Source organism: Granulicella rosea (assembly GCF_900188085.1).
Taxonomy (GTDB): domain Bacteria; phylum Acidobacteriota; class Terriglobia; order Terriglobales; family Acidobacteriaceae; genus Edaphobacter; species Edaphobacter rosea.
In genome coordinates, this window is sequence record NZ_FZOU01000001.1 from 715821 (window position 1) to 733303 (window position 17483).

At 65.9% G+C, this 17483-nt stretch carries 11 protein-coding genes; 3 read left to right on the top strand and 8 right to left on the bottom strand.

What is annotated here, in order from left to right; genetic code table 11:
- Window positions 1-39 precede the first annotated feature (39 nt).
- Both CHB87_RS03250 and CHB87_RS03255 read left to right on the top strand, forming a co-directional pair.
- Window positions 40-1263: a peptidylprolyl isomerase gene (locus CHB87_RS03250; RefSeq protein WP_176441554.1), complete on the top strand. Its 1224-nt coding sequence runs from the start codon at window positions 40-42 to the stop codon at window positions 1261-1263.
- 141 nt (window positions 1264-1404) lie between these two features.
- Window positions 1405-3321, top strand: a complete 1917-nt coding sequence (locus CHB87_RS03255) for a tetratricopeptide repeat protein (protein ID WP_089406931.1) — start codon at window positions 1405-1407, stop codon at window positions 3319-3321.
- A 30-nt stretch (window positions 3322-3351) separates the two neighbouring features.
- Here the strand turns inward: CHB87_RS03255 and CHB87_RS03260 are convergent, their stop codons facing one another.
- Together CHB87_RS03260 and CHB87_RS03265 are read right to left on the bottom strand one after the other, a co-directional pair.
- Window positions 3352-4095, bottom strand: a complete 744-nt coding sequence (locus CHB87_RS03260; protein WP_176441555.1) for a glycosyltransferase family 2 protein — start codon at window positions 4093-4095, stop codon at window positions 3352-3354.
- A gap of 189 nt (window positions 4096-4284) precedes the next feature.
- Window positions 4285-6162 (bottom strand): glycoside hydrolase family 35 protein, encoded by a 1878-nt coding sequence (locus CHB87_RS03265; RefSeq protein WP_245817786.1) that lies wholly within the window; start codon window positions 6160-6162, stop codon window positions 4285-4287.
- A 184-nt stretch (window positions 6163-6346) separates the two neighbouring features.
- Here CHB87_RS03265 and CHB87_RS03270 point away from each other — a divergent pair, with 184 nt between their 5' ends.
- Window positions 6347-7726 carry an FAD-containing oxidoreductase gene (locus tag CHB87_RS03270; RefSeq protein WP_089406934.1) on the top strand — a complete coding sequence of 460 codons (1380 nt, stop codon included), beginning with the start codon at window positions 6347-6349 and terminating at the stop codon, window positions 7724-7726.
- 19 nt (window positions 7727-7745) lie between these two features.
- Here the strand turns inward: CHB87_RS03270 and CHB87_RS03275 are convergent, their stop codons facing one another.
- The 6 genes from CHB87_RS03275 to CHB87_RS03300 form a co-directional block, all read right to left on the bottom strand.
- Window positions 7746-9143, bottom strand: a complete 1398-nt coding sequence (locus CHB87_RS03275) for a sensor histidine kinase (RefSeq protein ID WP_089406935.1) — start codon at window positions 9141-9143, stop codon at window positions 7746-7748.
- On the bottom strand, window positions 9133-10521 hold the full coding sequence (locus tag CHB87_RS03280; RefSeq protein ID WP_245817787.1) for a sigma-54-dependent transcriptional regulator: 1389 nt from the start codon (window positions 10519-10521) through the stop codon (window positions 9133-9135). Before CHB87_RS03280 ends, CHB87_RS03275 begins: the two co-directional genes overlap by 11 nt.
- 28 nt (window positions 10522-10549) lie before the next feature.
- A complete protein-coding gene (locus CHB87_RS03285) occupies window positions 10550-12478 on the bottom strand; it encodes a TolC family protein (RefSeq protein ID WP_245817788.1) in 1929 nt (642 codons plus the stop codon).
- A gap of 240 nt (window positions 12479-12718) precedes the next feature.
- Entirely contained in the window at window positions 12719-15238 is a 2520-nt protein-coding gene (locus CHB87_RS03290; RefSeq protein ID WP_089406937.1) for an ABC transporter permease, read from the bottom strand.
- Window positions 15239-15284: 46 nt separating this feature from the next.
- Window positions 15285-16037 (bottom strand): ABC transporter ATP-binding protein, encoded by a 753-nt coding sequence (locus CHB87_RS03295; RefSeq protein ID WP_089406938.1) that lies wholly within the window; start codon window positions 16035-16037, stop codon window positions 15285-15287.
- Between the two features lie 54 nt (window positions 16038-16091).
- The gene (locus tag CHB87_RS03300) at window positions 16092-17351 is read right to left on the bottom strand and encodes an efflux RND transporter periplasmic adaptor subunit (RefSeq protein WP_089406939.1); all 1260 of its coding nucleotides are present in this window, start codon (window positions 17349-17351) and stop codon (window positions 16092-16094) included.
- Window positions 17352-17483: the final 132 nt, after the last annotated feature.

Sequence of the window (17483 nt, forward strand, 5' to 3'; positions counted from 1 at the left end):
ACTATGCCCTCTTTGTGCAGTCGCCTGAGTCTTGTCGCCGTGGCCTTATCGCTTTCCGCGCACCTGTCGCTGGCGCAGAGCGGCAAGAGCGCGGCCAGGACGCATCGCGCCGCGCCCACACCGACCGGCCCGACGGTGGTCTTCGACACGACCATGGGCCGCCTCGTCTGTCGTCTTTATGCCGCGCAGGCGCCGGAGCTGACCGCGAACTTCATCTCGCTCGCCACGGGCGCGCAGGTGTGGAAGGATCCGCTGACCGGCGTGCCGCAACCCGGCAAGCCGTTCTACGACGGCACCGCGATCTATGGCCTGACCGACGCCGTCACCGGCGGGGACCGCGTCGGCGGGGGTCTGGGCACGGCCGGCGAGCCGCTGCCGGGCGCGAAGACCGCGGGGCTCGCCTTCGATCGTCCCGGCCGTCTCGCGATGGCGATCCGCAAGGGCAAGATCAGTCGCTCCTCCTTCGTCATCAGCGTTCACGCGGACGCGGAGATGGACGAGAACGACCGTGGCGCGATCTTCGGCCAGTGCGACGATGCGACGGTGGAGCTTGCCGCGAAGATCTCGCACCTGATGCTGACGACGGACAATCATCCGTCCAGCCCGGTGGCGATCAACAAGATCAGCATCGTGCAGCCGGATCAGCCGCTGCCGCCGGTCGCGCCGGATGTGCCCGTCGCGAGCGTCGTGCCGCAGCCCACGCCGCCGCCGGTGTCGACGATCGCCGCGCCCGAACCGACTGGGCCGACCGCGAAGATCGAGACCAGCATGGGTACGCTCACCTGCAGACTCTTCGAGAAGGAGGCGCCGGTCGCGACCGGGGTCTTCATCGGGCTCGCCGAGGGCACGAAGGCTTGGACGATGCCGCACACCCACGTCACGATGCGGGGCAAGCCCTTCTACAACGGGCTGCTCTTCAACCGTGTGCTGCCGGACTTCATGATTCAGAACCAGAACTATCCCGGCGGTTCGACCGGCGGCGGCGAGATCGGTATCCAGTATTCCATCGAGATTGTGCCGGGGCTGAACTTCGACCGGCCCGGACGGCTGGCCATGGCGAACAGCGGCCCGGACGAGAACGACAGCTCGTTCTTCATCACGGACGCGCCCCGGCACTCGGGCCTCGACGACCACTTCACAATCTTCGGCCAGTGCGACGATGCGTCGGTGAAGATCGTCTCCGAGATCGCAAGAGTTCCGCGCGACGCCCACAACCGGCCTGTGACGCCGGTCGTAATTCGGCGGGTCACGATCGTGCGGTAGCCGCGCGGATTCAAGACGAAACTCGCAAGAACCATTTCGGGACTGTCGCGACGAAGACGGCGAAAGCCATGCCGCCGCGGCCGGGAGTTCTGCCAGAATGTTTCAGCGAGCGGTTTCGCTCCGCGCGCGGAGACAGGCCCAGTGGCAGATCGGCAGGCTTCCAGACCCGCGACGACGGCGGGATCGTCGCGCAATCGTTGGCTTCTCTTCGCGCTGCTGCTGGCGACGCTGCTTGCCTATGCGAACTCCTTCGACAATGCCTTTCACTTCGACGACTTCCACACCGTCACGGACAACCCCGCGATCCGCAGACTGAGCAACGTGCCGCGCTTCTTCGCCGACGCGGGCACGTTCAGCGTGCTGCCCGCGAACCGGACCTACCGGCCGCTGGTTTCGGCGTCGCTTGCGCTGGACTACGCGCTGGGACATGGCTACGTGCCGTTCTGGTTCCACCTCACCACCTTCCTGTGGTTCCTGCTGCTGCTGGGATGCCTCTTCCTCTGGTACGAGACGCTGTTCGCGAGAGCCGCCGGCGAGGCTCAGGCTGGCGTCGCGCTGCTGACGACGGCGTGGTTCGGTCTGCATCCCGCGATGGCGGAGACGGTGAACTACGTCATCCAGCGCGGCGACCTCTTCTGCACGCTGGGCTGTGTCACGGGCCTGCTGGCGTATGCGCGGCGACCGCATCTGCGTCGCACGGGCGCGTACCTGCTGCCGCTTGTCGCCGCGCTGCTGTGTAAGCCGCCGGCGGCCGTCTTCCCCGTGCTGCTGCTGTTCTATGTCTTCTTCTTCGAGGCGCCGGAGGGTCGTGGACGCTGGCGAACAAGCGCGCTGGCGATGCTGCCTTCGCTGACGGTGACGGCGGCGGCGCTGTGTCTGCAGTCGGCCATGACGCCGAAGAGCTTTGCGCCTTCCATCCTTTCGCCGTGGGAGTACCGGATGACGCAGCCATGGGTGTGGCTGCGCTACTTCGGCGCGCTGTTTCTACCGCTGCATCTGAACGTCGACTCCGACCTTGCACCGTTTCACGCGTGGAACGCACAGGCCGCGCTGGGCTTCGCGTTCGTCGCGCTGCTGGCGGCGGCGATCGTTGCGACGTCGCGGCGCAGGCGGTGGTATCCCGTGGCGTATGGGTTGATCTGGTTCGTCGCGACGCAGCTTCCCACCTCGGTCTATGCGCTCTCGGAGGTGGAGAACGACCATCGCATGTTCTTCTCCTTCGCGGGTCTTGTCCCGGCCGTCGCGTGGACGCTGTGGCTGGGTCTGCAACATGCGCTTGGGCCTTCGTCGCTGCAACGTCCGCGGCCCGCGCTGGTTGCGCTTGCCGTGCTTGCGTTAGGCGGCTATGCGTGGGGCGTGCATGCGCGCAATCGCGTGTGGTCGACCGAGGAGACGCTGTGGCTCGACGACGTGCAGAAGTCGCCGCACAACGGGCGCGGCCTGATGATCTACGGCCTGACGCAGATGAACAAGGGCGCGTATGCGCAGGCGTTGAGGTACTTCAACGATGCGGCGCAATACACGCCGAACTACGCGACGCTCGAGATCAACCTCGGCGTCGTGTGCGGCGCGATGAACCGCGCGGCGGAGGCCGAGCGGCACTTTCAACGAGCGATCTCGCTGGCACCGGAGGATGACCAGGGACACGCCTTCTATGGGCGCTGGCTGCTTGCGCAGAACCGCCTTGCAGAGGCGATTGCGGAAGAGCGCAAAGCCATCGCACTGAACCCCGCGCGGCCCATGGAGCGCGAGCTGTTATTGGCGGCGCAGCAAGCTCCGCGGGCGCATGCGGGCGAGCTGGTCGATCGTTCGCTGAGCCTGAACCAGGCGGGCAGGTTCGAAGAGAGCATCGCGGCGGCGAGGGCCGCGCTCGAAGCCGACCCAGGCTCGGCCGTCGCATGGAACAACATCGCCGCCAACTACGAGGCGATGCATCGCTGGGATGAGGCGATCGACGCGGCGCGGCGCGCGCTCGCGCTCAAGCCCGACTTCCAACTGGCAAAGAACAATCTCGCCTGGTCGGAGTCGCAGAAGCGGCTCAACGTTCATGCGCGATAAGCTGAGCCATCGACAGCGCCGAGAGCGGATTCACACAGCCCTCGACCGGTGAAAGATCGACGACAGAGACGACCTTGCCAGCGCGAGGTAGATGCGCGCGGAGTCGCGCAGCGGGTCGAAGTGCGAGCCGCGATTGTCTTCGAGGTAGATGGTCTCGATCGGCGCCTCGACCGGTCTGCGTCCGTCGCGGCACAGGTGCGCAAGCATCGTCATCTCGTACTCGTAGTGCTCGCCGTCGAGCGCCACCAGGCCCGGCAGCAGGGCCATCGGCAGGCCGCGCAGACCGGTCTGTGTATCGCCCAGCTTTACACCCGTAAGAAAGCCGAAGAGACCGCGCGTCAGCCGATTGCCAAACCGGCTGCGCAAAGGCACGGCGCCAGAGAACTGCCGCACCCCGAGCACCGGCTGGGTGTCGTCTTCGATCAACCGCAGCGCCACGCGAACGATGTCCGCCACGGCGTGCTGGCCGTCCGCGTCGGCGGTCACGACGCCGCGCAGCTCCGGCTTATCGGTCAACAGATAGTTGAAGCCGGTCTTCAACGCGCGTCCTTTGCCCAGGTTGACGGCATGGCGCAGCACGTGCACGCCACGCAGCCGAAGCCGCGCAAAGACGCCTTCGAACGCGGAGCCGCTGCCGTCATCCACCGCGATCACCGCGCCGAATCCCGCGCTCATCAGTTCTTCGGTGAGCGCGATCAGCACTGTCTCCGGCTGCCATGCCGGGATGAGTACGGCGACGCTCGACAAACCCTGTTGCACGGATCCCTGCTGCACGACCTGCCTCCGCTCGATATGGGGTTGAGCATAGCGGAGCGGCGGACGATCGGCGAAGACTTACTTCGCACGTGGCGAGGTCTTGCGCGGGCGCGACCCGATACGGGATTCGCTGTCCCGCTTCGGCTTCGGCGCGCGGATAAAAGCTGCGTGCGCCTCATGTATTCGCTGCACCGCCGACAAAGACGCTTACTGCTGCACGCGGTTTCCGCTCTGGTCCGCCACGGGCGCATCGAGGATCGGCTTTTGCAGCCCAGCCACCGCAGGCTTTTCGCCCGGCATCAGGTCGAAGACGACGATCTCGTTGGCTCCCGTGCGCAGCCACGGCGCAGGCAGGTACAGCGTCTGCTGCGGACCCACATTCCAGAAGCGGCCCAGCGCATGCCCGTTTACCCAGACCGCGCCCTTGCCCAAAGCGCGCGTGTCGAGAAACGTATCCCCTACGGCGGCAAGCGTGAAGCTGGCGCGAAAGAACGCAGGCCCCGAGGCTTTGCTTGTGACGTAACGCTCCGGCAGCGCGGTCATCGGCAGACGGTACAACTTCCATCCAGTCAGTTCCCTGCCGTCGAGCGTCGCCCGCTGGGTGATGCCTTTGCGCTCGGTGCGGATCGCCTTCGAATAGTTGATGCGCGCCGTATTTTCGACCACGATGTCCAGCCGCGCGGGGCCTGTGGTCGTCAGCGCCAGCGTGTTGCGCTTCTCCCGCCGATCGAGTGTTCCAGCCAGCTTGCCGTCGACGTATACCTGCGCGTAGTCGTGAAGCTCTTCGAGCGCCAGCGTCCCATGCGTGGCCGACGGCAGGCTCGTCCGATAGAGAAGATAGCCGTACGACTGGCCGATCTCCTCCATCGTCTTCGTGTGCTCGCTCTCGACGGGCGCGGGCAGGTTCTCCCACAGAGAGGCCGATTCCTTGAGCGCCAGCGCGGGGATCGCGACCACCGGGCCGGAGGCGGGAACCGGCGGCAGACAGGCCTCGCCGCGCTTGTCTCCGCAACTTGCATACTCGGCGAAGATCTTGCGCATCGCGTAGAACTTCGGCGTCGGGCGACCGGATTCATCGAGCGGCGCGCCGTAGTCGTAGCTTGTCGTATCCGGCAGGTAGTTGCCGTGCGAGCTGTCCGCGCCGGACATGAAGCCGAAGCTGGTGCCGCCGTGGAACATGTACAGATTTACGCCCGCGCCGTGCTTCAACATGTACGCCAGATCGTCGAGCTGCACGGAGGTCGAGCGCGTCTGGTGCGGGTGGCCCCAGGAGTCGAACCACCCTGGCCAGTATTCGGTGACGAAGATGGGCGCGCCAGGCCGGAAGGCCGCCGCCGCGTCCATACCCTTCTTCGAGCTGCCCAGGCCAAAGTTGACCCCGGCAAAGACGCCGGGAATCTCACCCTTCGCCAGATCGTTGAAGCCATCGACCGTGTCGAGCATGGAGGCCGTGAACCCGGCGCGCACGAGGATATCGCGCATGTGCCGCATGTATACGTGGTCCGAGCCGAAGCCGCCGTACTCGTTCTCCACCTGCGTGATGAGGATCGGGCCGCCATTGCCGACCTGCAGCGGCGCCACCTCCTGCGCGAGCCGCTTCATCCAGCGCTCGACGGGCGCCATGAAGGCGGGATCGTCCGACCGCAGCGCCGCCGCCGATGCGGGATCGGCCAGCAGCCACGAAGGTAGCCCGCCCAGCTCCCACTCCGCGCAGACGTACGGGCCGGCGCGCAGAATGACGTAGAGACCCTCCTCCTGCGCGGCGCGGATAAACGCCGCGAGGTCGTTCTGGCCGCTGAAGTCGTATACGCCGGGCGAGGGTTCGTGCAGATTCCAGAAGACATAGGTCGCAATCGTATTCAGCCCCATCGCGCGCGCCATCTTCAGCCGCGCATGCCAGTACTCGCGCGGAATCCGCGCATAGTGCAGCTCGCCAGACATCACCTTGAACGGCTTGCCGTCGAGGGTGAAGTGGTCGCCCTCGACCACGAGACCAGGCTTCGTCTGGCCGTAAAGCAAGGAAGCAGAGCACAGGGTCAAGAGCGCGAACGCGAGAGCGCACCGGCGAAAACCGTTTCTGGACATGCGCAACATTCTAGCCGATCGAGGCGGCGGTCCTGCATTGCGCTAGGATGATTGGAAGAGTTCACGGAAACCGTACCTCAACGGCTAAAGCCGCATCGCTCATCAGGCTTCTCCGGCACGGCTGAAGCCGTGCCCTTAATCAAAACAGCATCTTCAACAAGTTTTTAAGCGTGGAACAATCGGCATGAATCAGCACTACGACGCCATCATTCTGGGAGCCGGCCAGGCCGGTCCATCGCTTGCCGGACGGTTGACCGCAGCGGGTCAGACCGTCGCCATGGTCGAGCGCCATCTCTTCGGCGGGACCTGCGTCAACACGGGCTGCATCCCGACCAAAACGCTGGTGGCGAGCGCGTACGCGGCGCAGCAGGCGCGGCGAGGCGCAGAGTTCGGGGTCGTCATCGGCGGCGAGATCCGCGTGGACATGAAGGCCGTGAAGGCGCGCAAGGAGCGTGTGCTGTTGAAGTCGCGCAACGGCGTCGAGGGCTGGCTGCGCGGGATGAAGGGATGCACGGTCTTTCATGAGCATGCGCGATTCGTCTCGCCGACCGAGGTGCGGGTGGGCGGCGATGTCATCTCGGCGGATAGGATTTTCATCAACGTCGGTGGACGCGCGTCGTCGCCGAAGCTGAGCGGCATCGATGAGGTCGCCACGCTGAACAACACGTCTCTGTTGGAGCTGGATGTGCTGCCGGAGCATCTGGTCGTCATCGGCGGAAGCTACATCGGACTGGAGTTCGCGCAGATGTATCGGCGGTTTGGCGCGCAGGTGACGGTGGTAGAACGCGGCGCACGGCTGGTCGCGCACGAGGACGAAGATATCTCGGAGGCGATCAAGGGCATCCTCGAAGCCGAGGGCGTTCGCATTCGCCTGCATGCGGAATGCATCGCCCTGAGCAAGCGTGGCGACGCGATCGCGGTGCAGGTGGACTGCAAGGATGAAGAGCCGGAGATCGTCGGATCGCACGTGCTGATGGCCGTGGGACGCAGGCCCAATACGGACGATCTTGGCCTCGAAACCGCAGGCGTCGCCACGGACGAGCGGGGATTCATCGTGGTGGACGACGAGCTGCGCACGAACGTCCCCGGCATCTACGCGCTGGGCGACTGCAACGGGCGAGGCGCCTTCACCCACACTTCGTACAACGACTTCGAGATCGTCGCGGAGAACCTACTGGACGGCGCGGCGCGCAGGGTCAGCGACCGCATCCAATGCCACGCGCTCTACATCGACCCACCGCTCGGCCAGGTCGGCATGACCGAGGCCGAGGTGCGCGGGACGGGCAAGAAGATTCTCGTCGGAACGCGCCCCATGACGAAGGTGGGGCGAGCCGTCGAGAAGGGCGAATCGCAGGGCTTCATGAAGGTCTTCGTCGATGCCGAGAGCGAGCTGATTCTGGGCGCGGCGATCCTCGGCGTCGGTGGGGACGAGGCCATTCACTGCATCCTGGACACGATGTATGCGAAGAAGCCGTACACTCTGCTGACGCATGCAGTGCATATCCATCCGACGGTGTCGGAGCTGATCCCTACGATGCTTGAGGATCTGAAGCCGCTCGTCTGACTCCCGCACTCAGAGGCCGTCAAGCAACCGGCATCAGCATCTCCGCGAGCGCGCCCCTGCCATCCCGTCGAGACATCAGCCGGACGGAGCCGTGGTGCGCCGTGGCGATCTGCTGCACGAGCACCAGTCCGATGCCGGTTCCCTTCGGCTTGGTCGTATAGAACGGCACGAAGAGATTGGACGGATTTTCGATCCCCAAGCCATTGTCTTCGATGCGCAGGCTGAGCTCCGCGCCGTGAAGCTCCCAGGAGAGCGTGACGGCGGGCGTCCGGCCGGGCGCGCTGGCCTCGGGGCTGAGCGCAGCGTCCGCCGCGTTCTGAATCAGGTTGATGAGCGCCTGTTGCATCTGGTCGGCGTCGCACTGCAGCTCGACCGCCGGTCCGGGCGCAATCGTCACCGCAAGCCTCGTCTCAAGCCTTGCCGCGCGCGTCGCAAGATCGAGCAGCGGTGTCCGTTTCAGCTTCGGCGGAGGCAGGTGCGAGAGCCGCTGGTACGCCTGCAGGAAGCGGTTGAGCGAGGCCGAACGCTCTTCGATGATCGACAGGCCGCGGTCGAAGTCCTCCGCCGCATCGGCTTCGAGCGTCGCGTCGACGCGCGTGCGCAGACTGCCGGCGATGGACTGGATCGGCGTCAACGAGTTGTTGATCTCGTGGCTGAGTACGCGGATGAGACGTTGCCACGCGCTTCGTTCCTCCTCCCGCAAGACGGCGGCGACATCCGAAAGTACGAGCAGATCGTGCGGAACACCGTGGAGCCTGAAGGTCGTTCTGCGAATCGACCAGCGCGTGGGCTGCGCGGCGACTGCGCCCGGCAGAGCCTCTGGGTAAAGGCCTTCGTCGGCGACCTCCAGCAGGGCGTCGATGCCGAGTTCGTGCGCGGTGCGCCCGATCGGGTCGGCTGGGCCGAGCGCGAAGGCCTCGCGGGCGGCGGTGTTCAGCAGACGCAGGCGGCCTTCGGGGTCGAAGGCCAGCACGGGCGACTGCATCGAGGTCAACACGCGTTCGAGCAGGGTCAGTGCGTCCTGCGCGGCAGAGCGCTGCACCTGCAATGCGCCGGCCAGCGCGTTGATCTCAAGGGCGAGATCGCCGACGACATCTCCCCGCCGGGCGCCCCGCGCGCGAAACGAATAGTCGTTCTCCCGCAGCGCGGCGACGACGTTCGAAAGCGTCTGCAAAGGCCGCACAAGCTGACCGAGTAGAAGAGTGATAAGCACCGCGAGCAGGGCCGAGAGAGCGGCGGCGACGGCCAGTGCGATCGGCTTCGAACCGTAGTGGAGATACGCGAGCCGGCCAGTGGGAAGCACGATGGCGACCGCGCCAAGCAGCAGTCCGAGCCGCAGCCGGCGTTCGAAGCTGAGCAGGCCGGCGCCGCGGGCCAGAGGCAGTTGCGTGGCATCGTGCGGGGCGTCAGAGGCCATACTTTTCCATGCGCCGGTAGAGCGCGCCGCGGCTCAGACCCAGCGCGTCCGCGGCGTGGCTGATGTTGCCGTTGGCTTTGCCGAGCGCCTTGCGGATGAGGATCGTCTCAACGGCTTCGAGGCTGAGGTTGTCGAGCGCCTGCGCCGCGTCCATCTGCGGCACGGCGCGAGGCTGCAGGCCGAGGTCGGATGGCTGCAGATAGTTGCCGCGCGCCATCAGAACGGCTCGTTCCATGGTGTGGTCGAGCTCGCGCACGTTGCCCGGCCAGGGGTATTGCAGCATCAGCTCCAGCGTCGCGGGTTCGAAGCCCGCAAGCGGCCTGCGATAACGCGTCGCGTAGCGTGAGAGGAAGTGCGCGGCCAGCAGCGGCAGGTCTTCGCGGCGTTCGCGCAGCGGCGGCAGATGGATCTCGACCGTGTTCAGGCGGAAGAAGAGGTCCTCGCGGAAGCGTCCTTCGGCGGCCTCAGCGCGCAGGTCGGCGTTGGTGGCGGAGAGCATGCGCACGTCGACTTTACGGGTGGTCGACGAGCCGACGCGCTCCAGCTCGCCGGTCTCCAGCACGCGCAGCAGCTTGGCCTGCTGGCGCACGGGGATGTTGGCGATCTCGTCGAGAAAGAGCGTGCCGCCCGAGGCCAGCTCGAAGCGTCCGATGCGATCGGCGCGGGCATCGGTGAAGGCGCCTTTGACGTGGCCGAAGAGCTCGCTCTCGAAGGTTCCTTCGGGCAGCGCGCCGGTGTTGACGGCGATGAGGCTGCGGTCGGCTCGCCGCGAGAGCCGGTGCAGGGTCTGCGCGACGACCTCCTTACCCGTGCCGTGTTCGCCGGTGATGAGGATGTTGGCGTCCGACGGGCCGATGCGCGCCATCAACTCGACGACCGGCCGCATGGACGGCGCGTCGGCGATGAAGTCCGGCATGCCCTCGGTGCGCAGCAGGCGATTCTCCGCCTCCAGCCGCTGCGCCCTGCGTTGAAGCTGGAAGAGCTCAAGCTGGGTGCGCAGGATGGTGAGCAGGCGCGCGTTCTCCCAGGGCTTCTGGACGAAGTCGCTGGCGCCGCGCCGCATCGCCTCGACGGCCAGCTCGACGTTGGCCCATGCCGTCATGACGATGACGGGCAGGTGCGCATCCAGCTTGCGGATGGTCGAGATCAGGTCCAGCCCCTCGCGCCCGGAGGTGGTGTCGCGGCTGTAGTTCAGGTCCATCAGCACGCCGTCGAACTCGTGCTGTCCGAGCTTTTCGAGCACCTCGGCGGGGCTTGCGGCCATGTCGAGCGCGTAGCCCTCCGGCTTCAGCAGCAGCCGAAGGGCTTCGAGGATATGCACCTGATCGTCCGCGACGAGCAGGCGGGCAAGAGGCGGCTTGGAGGATACGGATGCCAAAGGTTCACCAACTTTGATGATAGGCCATCTAGTTCCCTGCCGGGGGCACGCCGGATCGCGCGGCGTCGATCGAGATGGCGTTCGCTTCGAGCGTCTGGCCGGTCGAGCGCTCCAGCTCAACTCGCGCCTTCTGGTACGCGGTGCGTGCGGCGACGAGTGCGGACTCGGACGCCGCAAGATCGCGCCGCGCGGCCAGCGTCTGTAGGGCCGAACCGGCGCCGAGCGCCTGCTCCTTCTCGGTGATGGTGAAGGTCCGCTGCTGCAGGTCGCGCGCCTTGGTTGCGGCGGTGACGCGGGCCTGGCTCTGTTCAAGCGCATACTGCGCGTTGCGCACCTCGATGCGAATCTGCTTGCGCTGCTGCTGCAGGTGCAGCTCGGCCTGGCGGGATTCGAGCTCCGAACGTACCTGGTCGGACTTCGAGACGCGGTTGCGGATCGGGATGTTCACGTTGACGCCCACGTAGTAGTTCGGCGCGGAGCCGTTGAAGGTATTGGTGAACGCGCCGCTGTATCCGCTGGGCGCGGTCGAGGGTGTGGTAGAGAGCGGGTTGTTGGACCCAGCCAGGCCCGTGCCGCCGTAGTAGCCCACCAGGTCCACCTGCGGGAGCAGCGCGTTGCGTACGGCGTTGCGGCTGATCTGCCGGTTCTGCAGGTCGATGTTCGACTCCGAGATCTCGATGCGATGCGCAAGCGCCTGCACGACGAGGTCGTCGCCGACGACTGGCGCCGCATCGTTCAGGGCGTTGGCGCTCAGGTCGGTCGGACGCACCGGCATGGCCTCGAGGATAGGATCATCGAGGTTCTTGGTCAACGCGTTCTTGATGAGCAGGGATTGAAACTGAAGCTGCGAACGCGCGATGGTCAGATCCTGCTCGCGGTTGGCGACCTCGGCCTCATCCTTCAGCACATCGAGCGCGGGGATGGCCTGAAGCTGAAGCTGCTTGCGGCCGGAGTCAAGCGTCTGCTGCGCGAAGTCGAGCGAACGCACCTTCACCTGCTCGTCCTCGTACGCGGCGACGAGGTCCCAGTAGATGTTGGCGATCTGCGTGACGGTCGAGATGACCTGCAGCTCAAAGGCCTGATCCGAGATCTTCTGGTTGTTGCGCGCGATACGCAGGTAACGCAGGTTCGGGCCGAGTCCGAAGCCGGAGAGTAAGTGCTGATGCACAAGCACCTGGAAGGAGCTGTCCAGCTCCGGCGTGAGGAAGGAGTACGGGCTGTTCGAGGTGACCCGGTCGGAGTTGAAGCCGAAGTTGACGCTGGTGCCGGTGGCGAAGGCCTGCGTGTACTGAAGCTGTCCGGCGAAGTCGCCTGTGTGCAGCGTGGGCACGCCGTAGATGGCCTCGCTCGAAAGCGGCGTGACGGAGTTCGAATAACCGATCGTGCCGGAGATGTTCGGATCGTAGGACGATACCGTCGAACCGTTGCCAAGCGTCGACTGCACGAGGCCCGATGCACCAGCGCCGGCGCCGCCAGCGCCGCCCGAGGTTCCGCCAGCGCCAGCGCCGGTCGAACCTGAACCGAAGCCTCCCACACCGCCGCCAGGCGTGTTCTGCACGACGCCCGTGTTGACGCCGAGGAAGGTTCCGCCGGCCTGCGTACGCAGCACATCGGCCTTGGCGATGGGGATGTTGTAGCGCGCGATGGCGAGGTCGAGGTTGTTCTCGAGCGCGAGGGAGATGGCGTCCTTGAGCGATAGCTCCAGCACGCCGTCGTGGACGAGCGAGTCGATGCGCGGCGAGTTGGCGAGGTTCGGCGCCTGCACATGCGCGGTGCGGTAGGCGTTGAGCGGGTTCCAGGAGTGCGGCAGGTCAAGCGAGACCGGCTTGCTTTGCACGGTCTGCGCGAGCACCTGCGGCTGCGGGGCCGCGGGGATCTGCTGCTGCGCATATACCGTCGGCGACGGCATGAGGACCAGCATCATTGCAACGGTAGCGGTTACATTTTGAATCTTCATGACGGCACGGCCTTCCTGTACTACTCCGTCTTGCTTAAGGGCATGGCTTCATGCCTTGCCGTATAGGCTCGACTTGCAATGTGCGGCTTCATCCGCTGCGCTGTAGTGATCTTCGTGACGGCTGCTACCAACGAGAACAAGCAACCGCAAAAGCGAAATACGGGGGTCTCTCCGCTCCGCCACGGACGATAAAGCCGTCCGTGGCTCCGGTCGAGATGACGAGCAGTCTGCGCGAACCCGCTACTCCGTGCGCAGGGCGATGATAGGTTGCACCGAAGCCGCGCGGCGAGCGGGTATCAGCGCGGCGACCAGGGCGACCAGGCTGATGAGCGCGGTGACCGAGAGCAGGATCGACGGGTCCGCGGCCGAGACGCCGAAGAGCTGCGACTGCACGAGTTTGCTGAGTCCGAACGCGAGCGGAATGGCGATGACGATGCCGAGCGCGGCCAGCCGCATCAGCTCCGTCAGGACCAGGCGCACAACCGCCAGACGCGAAGAGCCGAGCGCGATGCGCAGACCGATCTCGCGCGTGCGCTGCGCGATCGAGTAGGCCAGCACGCCGTAGAGACCGACGCCGGCCAGCAGCGTTGCAAGAGCGCCGAAGGCGATGGCCAGCAGCGCGATCATGCGATCGTTCTGCAGGTTGTCGTCGATCTGCGTGTCCATGGTGCGCAGGTTGTCGAGCGCGAGTGCCGGGTCGAGCTGATGCATGGCCTTGCGGATGACGGTGAGCTCTTGCGCGGGGTCGCCGGTCGTGCGCACGTAGAGGTAGATATCGCTGGGCACCGTGTATTGGCGCAGCGGTGCGAAGAGCGTCGGCTTGACGGGGTCGCGTACGCCCAGGTGCTTTGCGTCGCGCACGACGCCGACGATCTCCACCTTGACGCGATTGTTGCTTACATCCGGGATGGGCGCGTCCGAGATCTTGCCGACGCAGGTCTGCACGCCGCCGCAGAAGGTCTTCGCAAAGCTCTCGTTGACCACGGCGACGAGCGGATGACCAACGGTGTCGCCATCGGTGAAGAGGCGTCCGGTGAGCAGGGGCACCTGCAGTGCGGCGAAGTAGCCGGTGTTGACGCCTTCGGCCTCGATGATGATCGAGGTATCGGGTGGCGCGACGTAGCCGGTGACCTCAACCGAACCTCCTCCGCTGGTGCCGGCAAGCTCGGCATCGTTGGTTGCGGCCACGCCCTGCGTGCCCGGCAATGCGGCGAGCATCTCGATGACGCGCTGGTAGATGGCGGGGATCTGCTCGTTCTTGTAGCCCGCGAGCGTGGCGTCGATGTGGAAGGTCGCGAGATGCGCCGTGTTGAAGCCTACGTCGACCGCGCGGAGCTGCTGCATCGTCCTGGCAAACAGACCTGCCGCGACTAGCAGCACGACGCTGAGGCCGATCTGCAGGCAGACGACGACGCGGCGCAGGCGCAGCATGCCGCCGGTGCTGGTTCCACTCTGCTGGCGTAGCGCGAGCGTCAGATCGGGCTTGCGCAGTTGAAGAATCGGCGCGAGGCTGAAGAGCACGCTGACGCCAAGCGCGATGCCGAAGTTGAAGGCCAGTAGCCGCAGGTCGATCTCGGTCGTGAATGCCACGCTTGTCTGATCGCCCGCGAGACGGCTGACCAGCGCGCGGATGGCGAGCGGTGCGAACAGCATGCCGACCGCGCCGCCGGCCACGCCGATCAGCAGGCCTTCGATCAGCAGTTGCTGCGCGACGCGCGAGGCCTCCGCGCCCAGCGCGAAGCGGAGCGAGAACTCCCGGCCGCGCGAGGCCGAGCGCACCAGCAGCAGGCTGGCCACGTTGACCGACGCAATGATCAGCACGAGCAGAGACATACCCATCACAGCCAGCAGCGGCTTCTGAAAGTTCTCACGCTGGTAAGAGAAGCCGCGCGCGCCCGGAAGCAGGCGCATGCGGCTGCCGAGAAAGTCTTTGGTAAAGCGCGGCGACACCGTGCCGAGGCTCTTGAGCTCCTCCGCGCGCAGCGCATGCCAGAGCGGATCGATGGAGGCCTCGGCCTGCGCACGCGAGTGACCGGGCTTGAGCCGGCCGACGATGTTCAACCACCGGTTGAACCGGGCGGTGAGGCGATCGTCGACGCTGGGCAGCACCGTGGGAACCATGCACATGGGCACGAAGACATTGGGATTCTCACCCCATATCGCGCTATGGAAGCCCTGTGCGGCGACGCCGACGATCTGGAACGGCTGGCCGTTGATCGAGACGTTCGAGCCGACGACGCCGGGGTCCGCGCCGAGGAAGTTCTTCCAGAAGTCGTAGCTCAACACGGCGACCGGACTGCCGTTCTTCTGCAGGTCGTCGGCCTGGGTAAGCACACGGCCAAGAGCAGGCCCCACGCCGAGCACGGTGAAGTAGTTCCCCGTGACGACCTCGGCCGAGACCAGCTTCGACGAGCCGTTGCGCAGGAAGCCGAGGTTGGTCGGCGAGGTGGCGAGGAGGCCGTCGAGCGCCTGATTCTTATCCCGCAAATCCTTGTACATCGGGTACGAGAAGTACGCGGCCTGATCTCCACCATGGTCGCTCATGCTTCCCTTCCAGCTCCTGCCCGTGTCCTCCAGAACGACGAGCGAGCCCGGGTCGCGGACCGGCAACGTGCGCAGCAGCGCCTGGTCGAGCAGCGAGAAGATGGCGGTGTTGGCGCCGATGCCGAGCGCAAGCGTAAGGATCGCGGTCAACGCGAAGCCGGGCGAACGGAGTAGCTGGCGAAAGGCGTAGCGAAGGTCTTTGAGGGCGGATTCCATGGCGTGCTCCTGATCTTGGTGTCTGCTGTGCGTTGTCGTGTGGCAGCTAGCGCGCGATCCGGACGGGCGGCTGTTCGAGCTCCGCGAGCAACTGCTGCAGCTCGCCCTCGGCGACGATCTTGCCGTCGAAGAGGTGAACCTGCCGCTGGGCGTGCGCCGCGAAGCGAACGTCATGCGTGACCATGCAGATGGTCGAGCCTTCGGCGTGCAGCTCGGCCAGCAGGGTCATGACGGCCTCGCCGTTCTTCGAGTCGAGGTTGCCGGTGGGCTCGTCGGCCAGCAGGATGGACGGCGAGCCGGCCAGGGCGCGGGCTACGGCGACACGCTGCTGCTGTCCGCCCGAGAGCTGCGCCGGATAGTGACGCGTGCGGTGCGCCATGCCGACGCGATCGAGCGCGCGCGCCACGCGGTCCTTGCGTTCGGAGGCCGCCATGCCGCTGCGATAGGTCAGGGGCAGCTCCACATTCTCGAACACCGTTAGATCGCCGATCAGGTTGAAGCTCTGGAAGATGAAGCCGATCTCCTGGTTGCGAATGCGCGAGCGCTCGGCAAAGGTAAGGTTCGCGACCGGCAGGCCGTTCAGGTTGTACTGCCCGCCGCTCGGCGTATCGAGCAGGCCGAGGATGGAGAGCAGGGTGGATTTGCCGCAGCCCGACGGACCGGACATGGCGAGGTACTCGCCGCGCGCGATGGAGAGATGGATGCCGGAGAGGGCGTGCGTCTCCACCTCGTCGGTGAAGAAGACCTTGGTGAGACCGTCGATCTGGATGAGGCTGGAGGACTTGGCTTCTTTGCTCATGTGTGGCTCCCTTGAACTCTTTAATCTGTTGATGCTGCGGCCGAAAAGATGGACTTACTGCTGGAGGCGAACGCGGTCGACGCTCTCCCAGCGGGACATATCGGAAAGGACGACAACGTCGCCGGCCTGCAGTCCGCTGACGATCTCCATGCTGTTGACCGAGGCGCGGCCCACCTGGACCTGGACGCGGGTTGCGGTCCTGCCATCGGGCGAGACCTTGAACAGGCTCATCGTCGACCTCTCGTTGCCGAGCGCGGGACGGCCCATGTAGAGGACGTTCGAGAGGCGGTCGAGATCGATGGTGCCGTCGACCGAGAGGTCCGGCCGCGCGCCCTGCGGCAGTGCGCCGGCGAGCTCCACGTCGACCGTGACGGTGCCGTTCTGCACGGCGGGGTCGATGCGCATGACCTTGCCCGGGATGACGCCGTTGTGCGTGTCGATCTCCGCCGGCTGACCCAGTTGGATGTCGCGCGCCTGAGTCTCGGGAATCTTCAACGTCGCCTTCAACTGGTCGGGCTGGACGACCTTCGCCAGCGTCGTCCCGATGGCGACGTGCTCGCCCACCTGGTGCGGCAGGTCGACCAGAACGCCGTCGATGCCGGCGCGTACGCTGAGCGCCGCCTGCTGCCGCTGGCGAAGAGCGAGCACCGCCAACGCCTGATCGATGCGTGTCTGCTGCACGGCGACCTGCGTGGCGATGGCCTTCGAGTTCAGGTCGTAGCGCTGATGTTCGATCTCGTTGCGCTGCTGCAGCTCATCGGCCTTGCCCTTGGACGCCGAGTACGACAGGCCGCTGATGACGCCGAGATCGTAAAGGCTCTTATCCGTCTCGGACTGCAGCGCGGCCTGCTTCTGATCGGCCGAGACCGTCGCTGCGCCCGCGCGCTGGGTCATCAGGTCGCTTTGCAGGCGAGCCCGCGTGTTCTGCAGGTCGGCCTGCGCGGCCTTCAACTGCAACTGCGCGTCGAGCAACTGCTGCTGGACCTCGGGATCGACGAGATCCATGACCACGGTATCGGGCGAGACATGCGCGCCGGGCAGCACGCGGATGCGGATAACGGTCGCCTCGGTCTCGGCCGGGATCAGCCGGATGCGGTCCTCGCGCGGGACCAGCGTTCCGGGGCCGCGCACCTGGCGCAGGAACGCGCCCTGCTTGACCGTGTCCGTCCACACCGGGCCGTCGACGGTGGGGACCGCGGGCTTCAGCCGCAGAATGAAGAACACGCCGGCGGCCAGCACCACGGCCACGGAGACGGAGACGGCGATAAGGCGGCGGAGCTTCTGTTGTTTGAGGTCGGGCCGTGAGATATCCATGCCAGCGATAAAGGCACTTGGCGTGCCAAACCGAAATCGTCGAAAACCCCAGCAATTTCGCGATTTCGTCCGGAATGGCTCGCCGCCGGGTGTCCATTTGCGGACAGTCGCTGTGCGGTGGTGGACACCGAG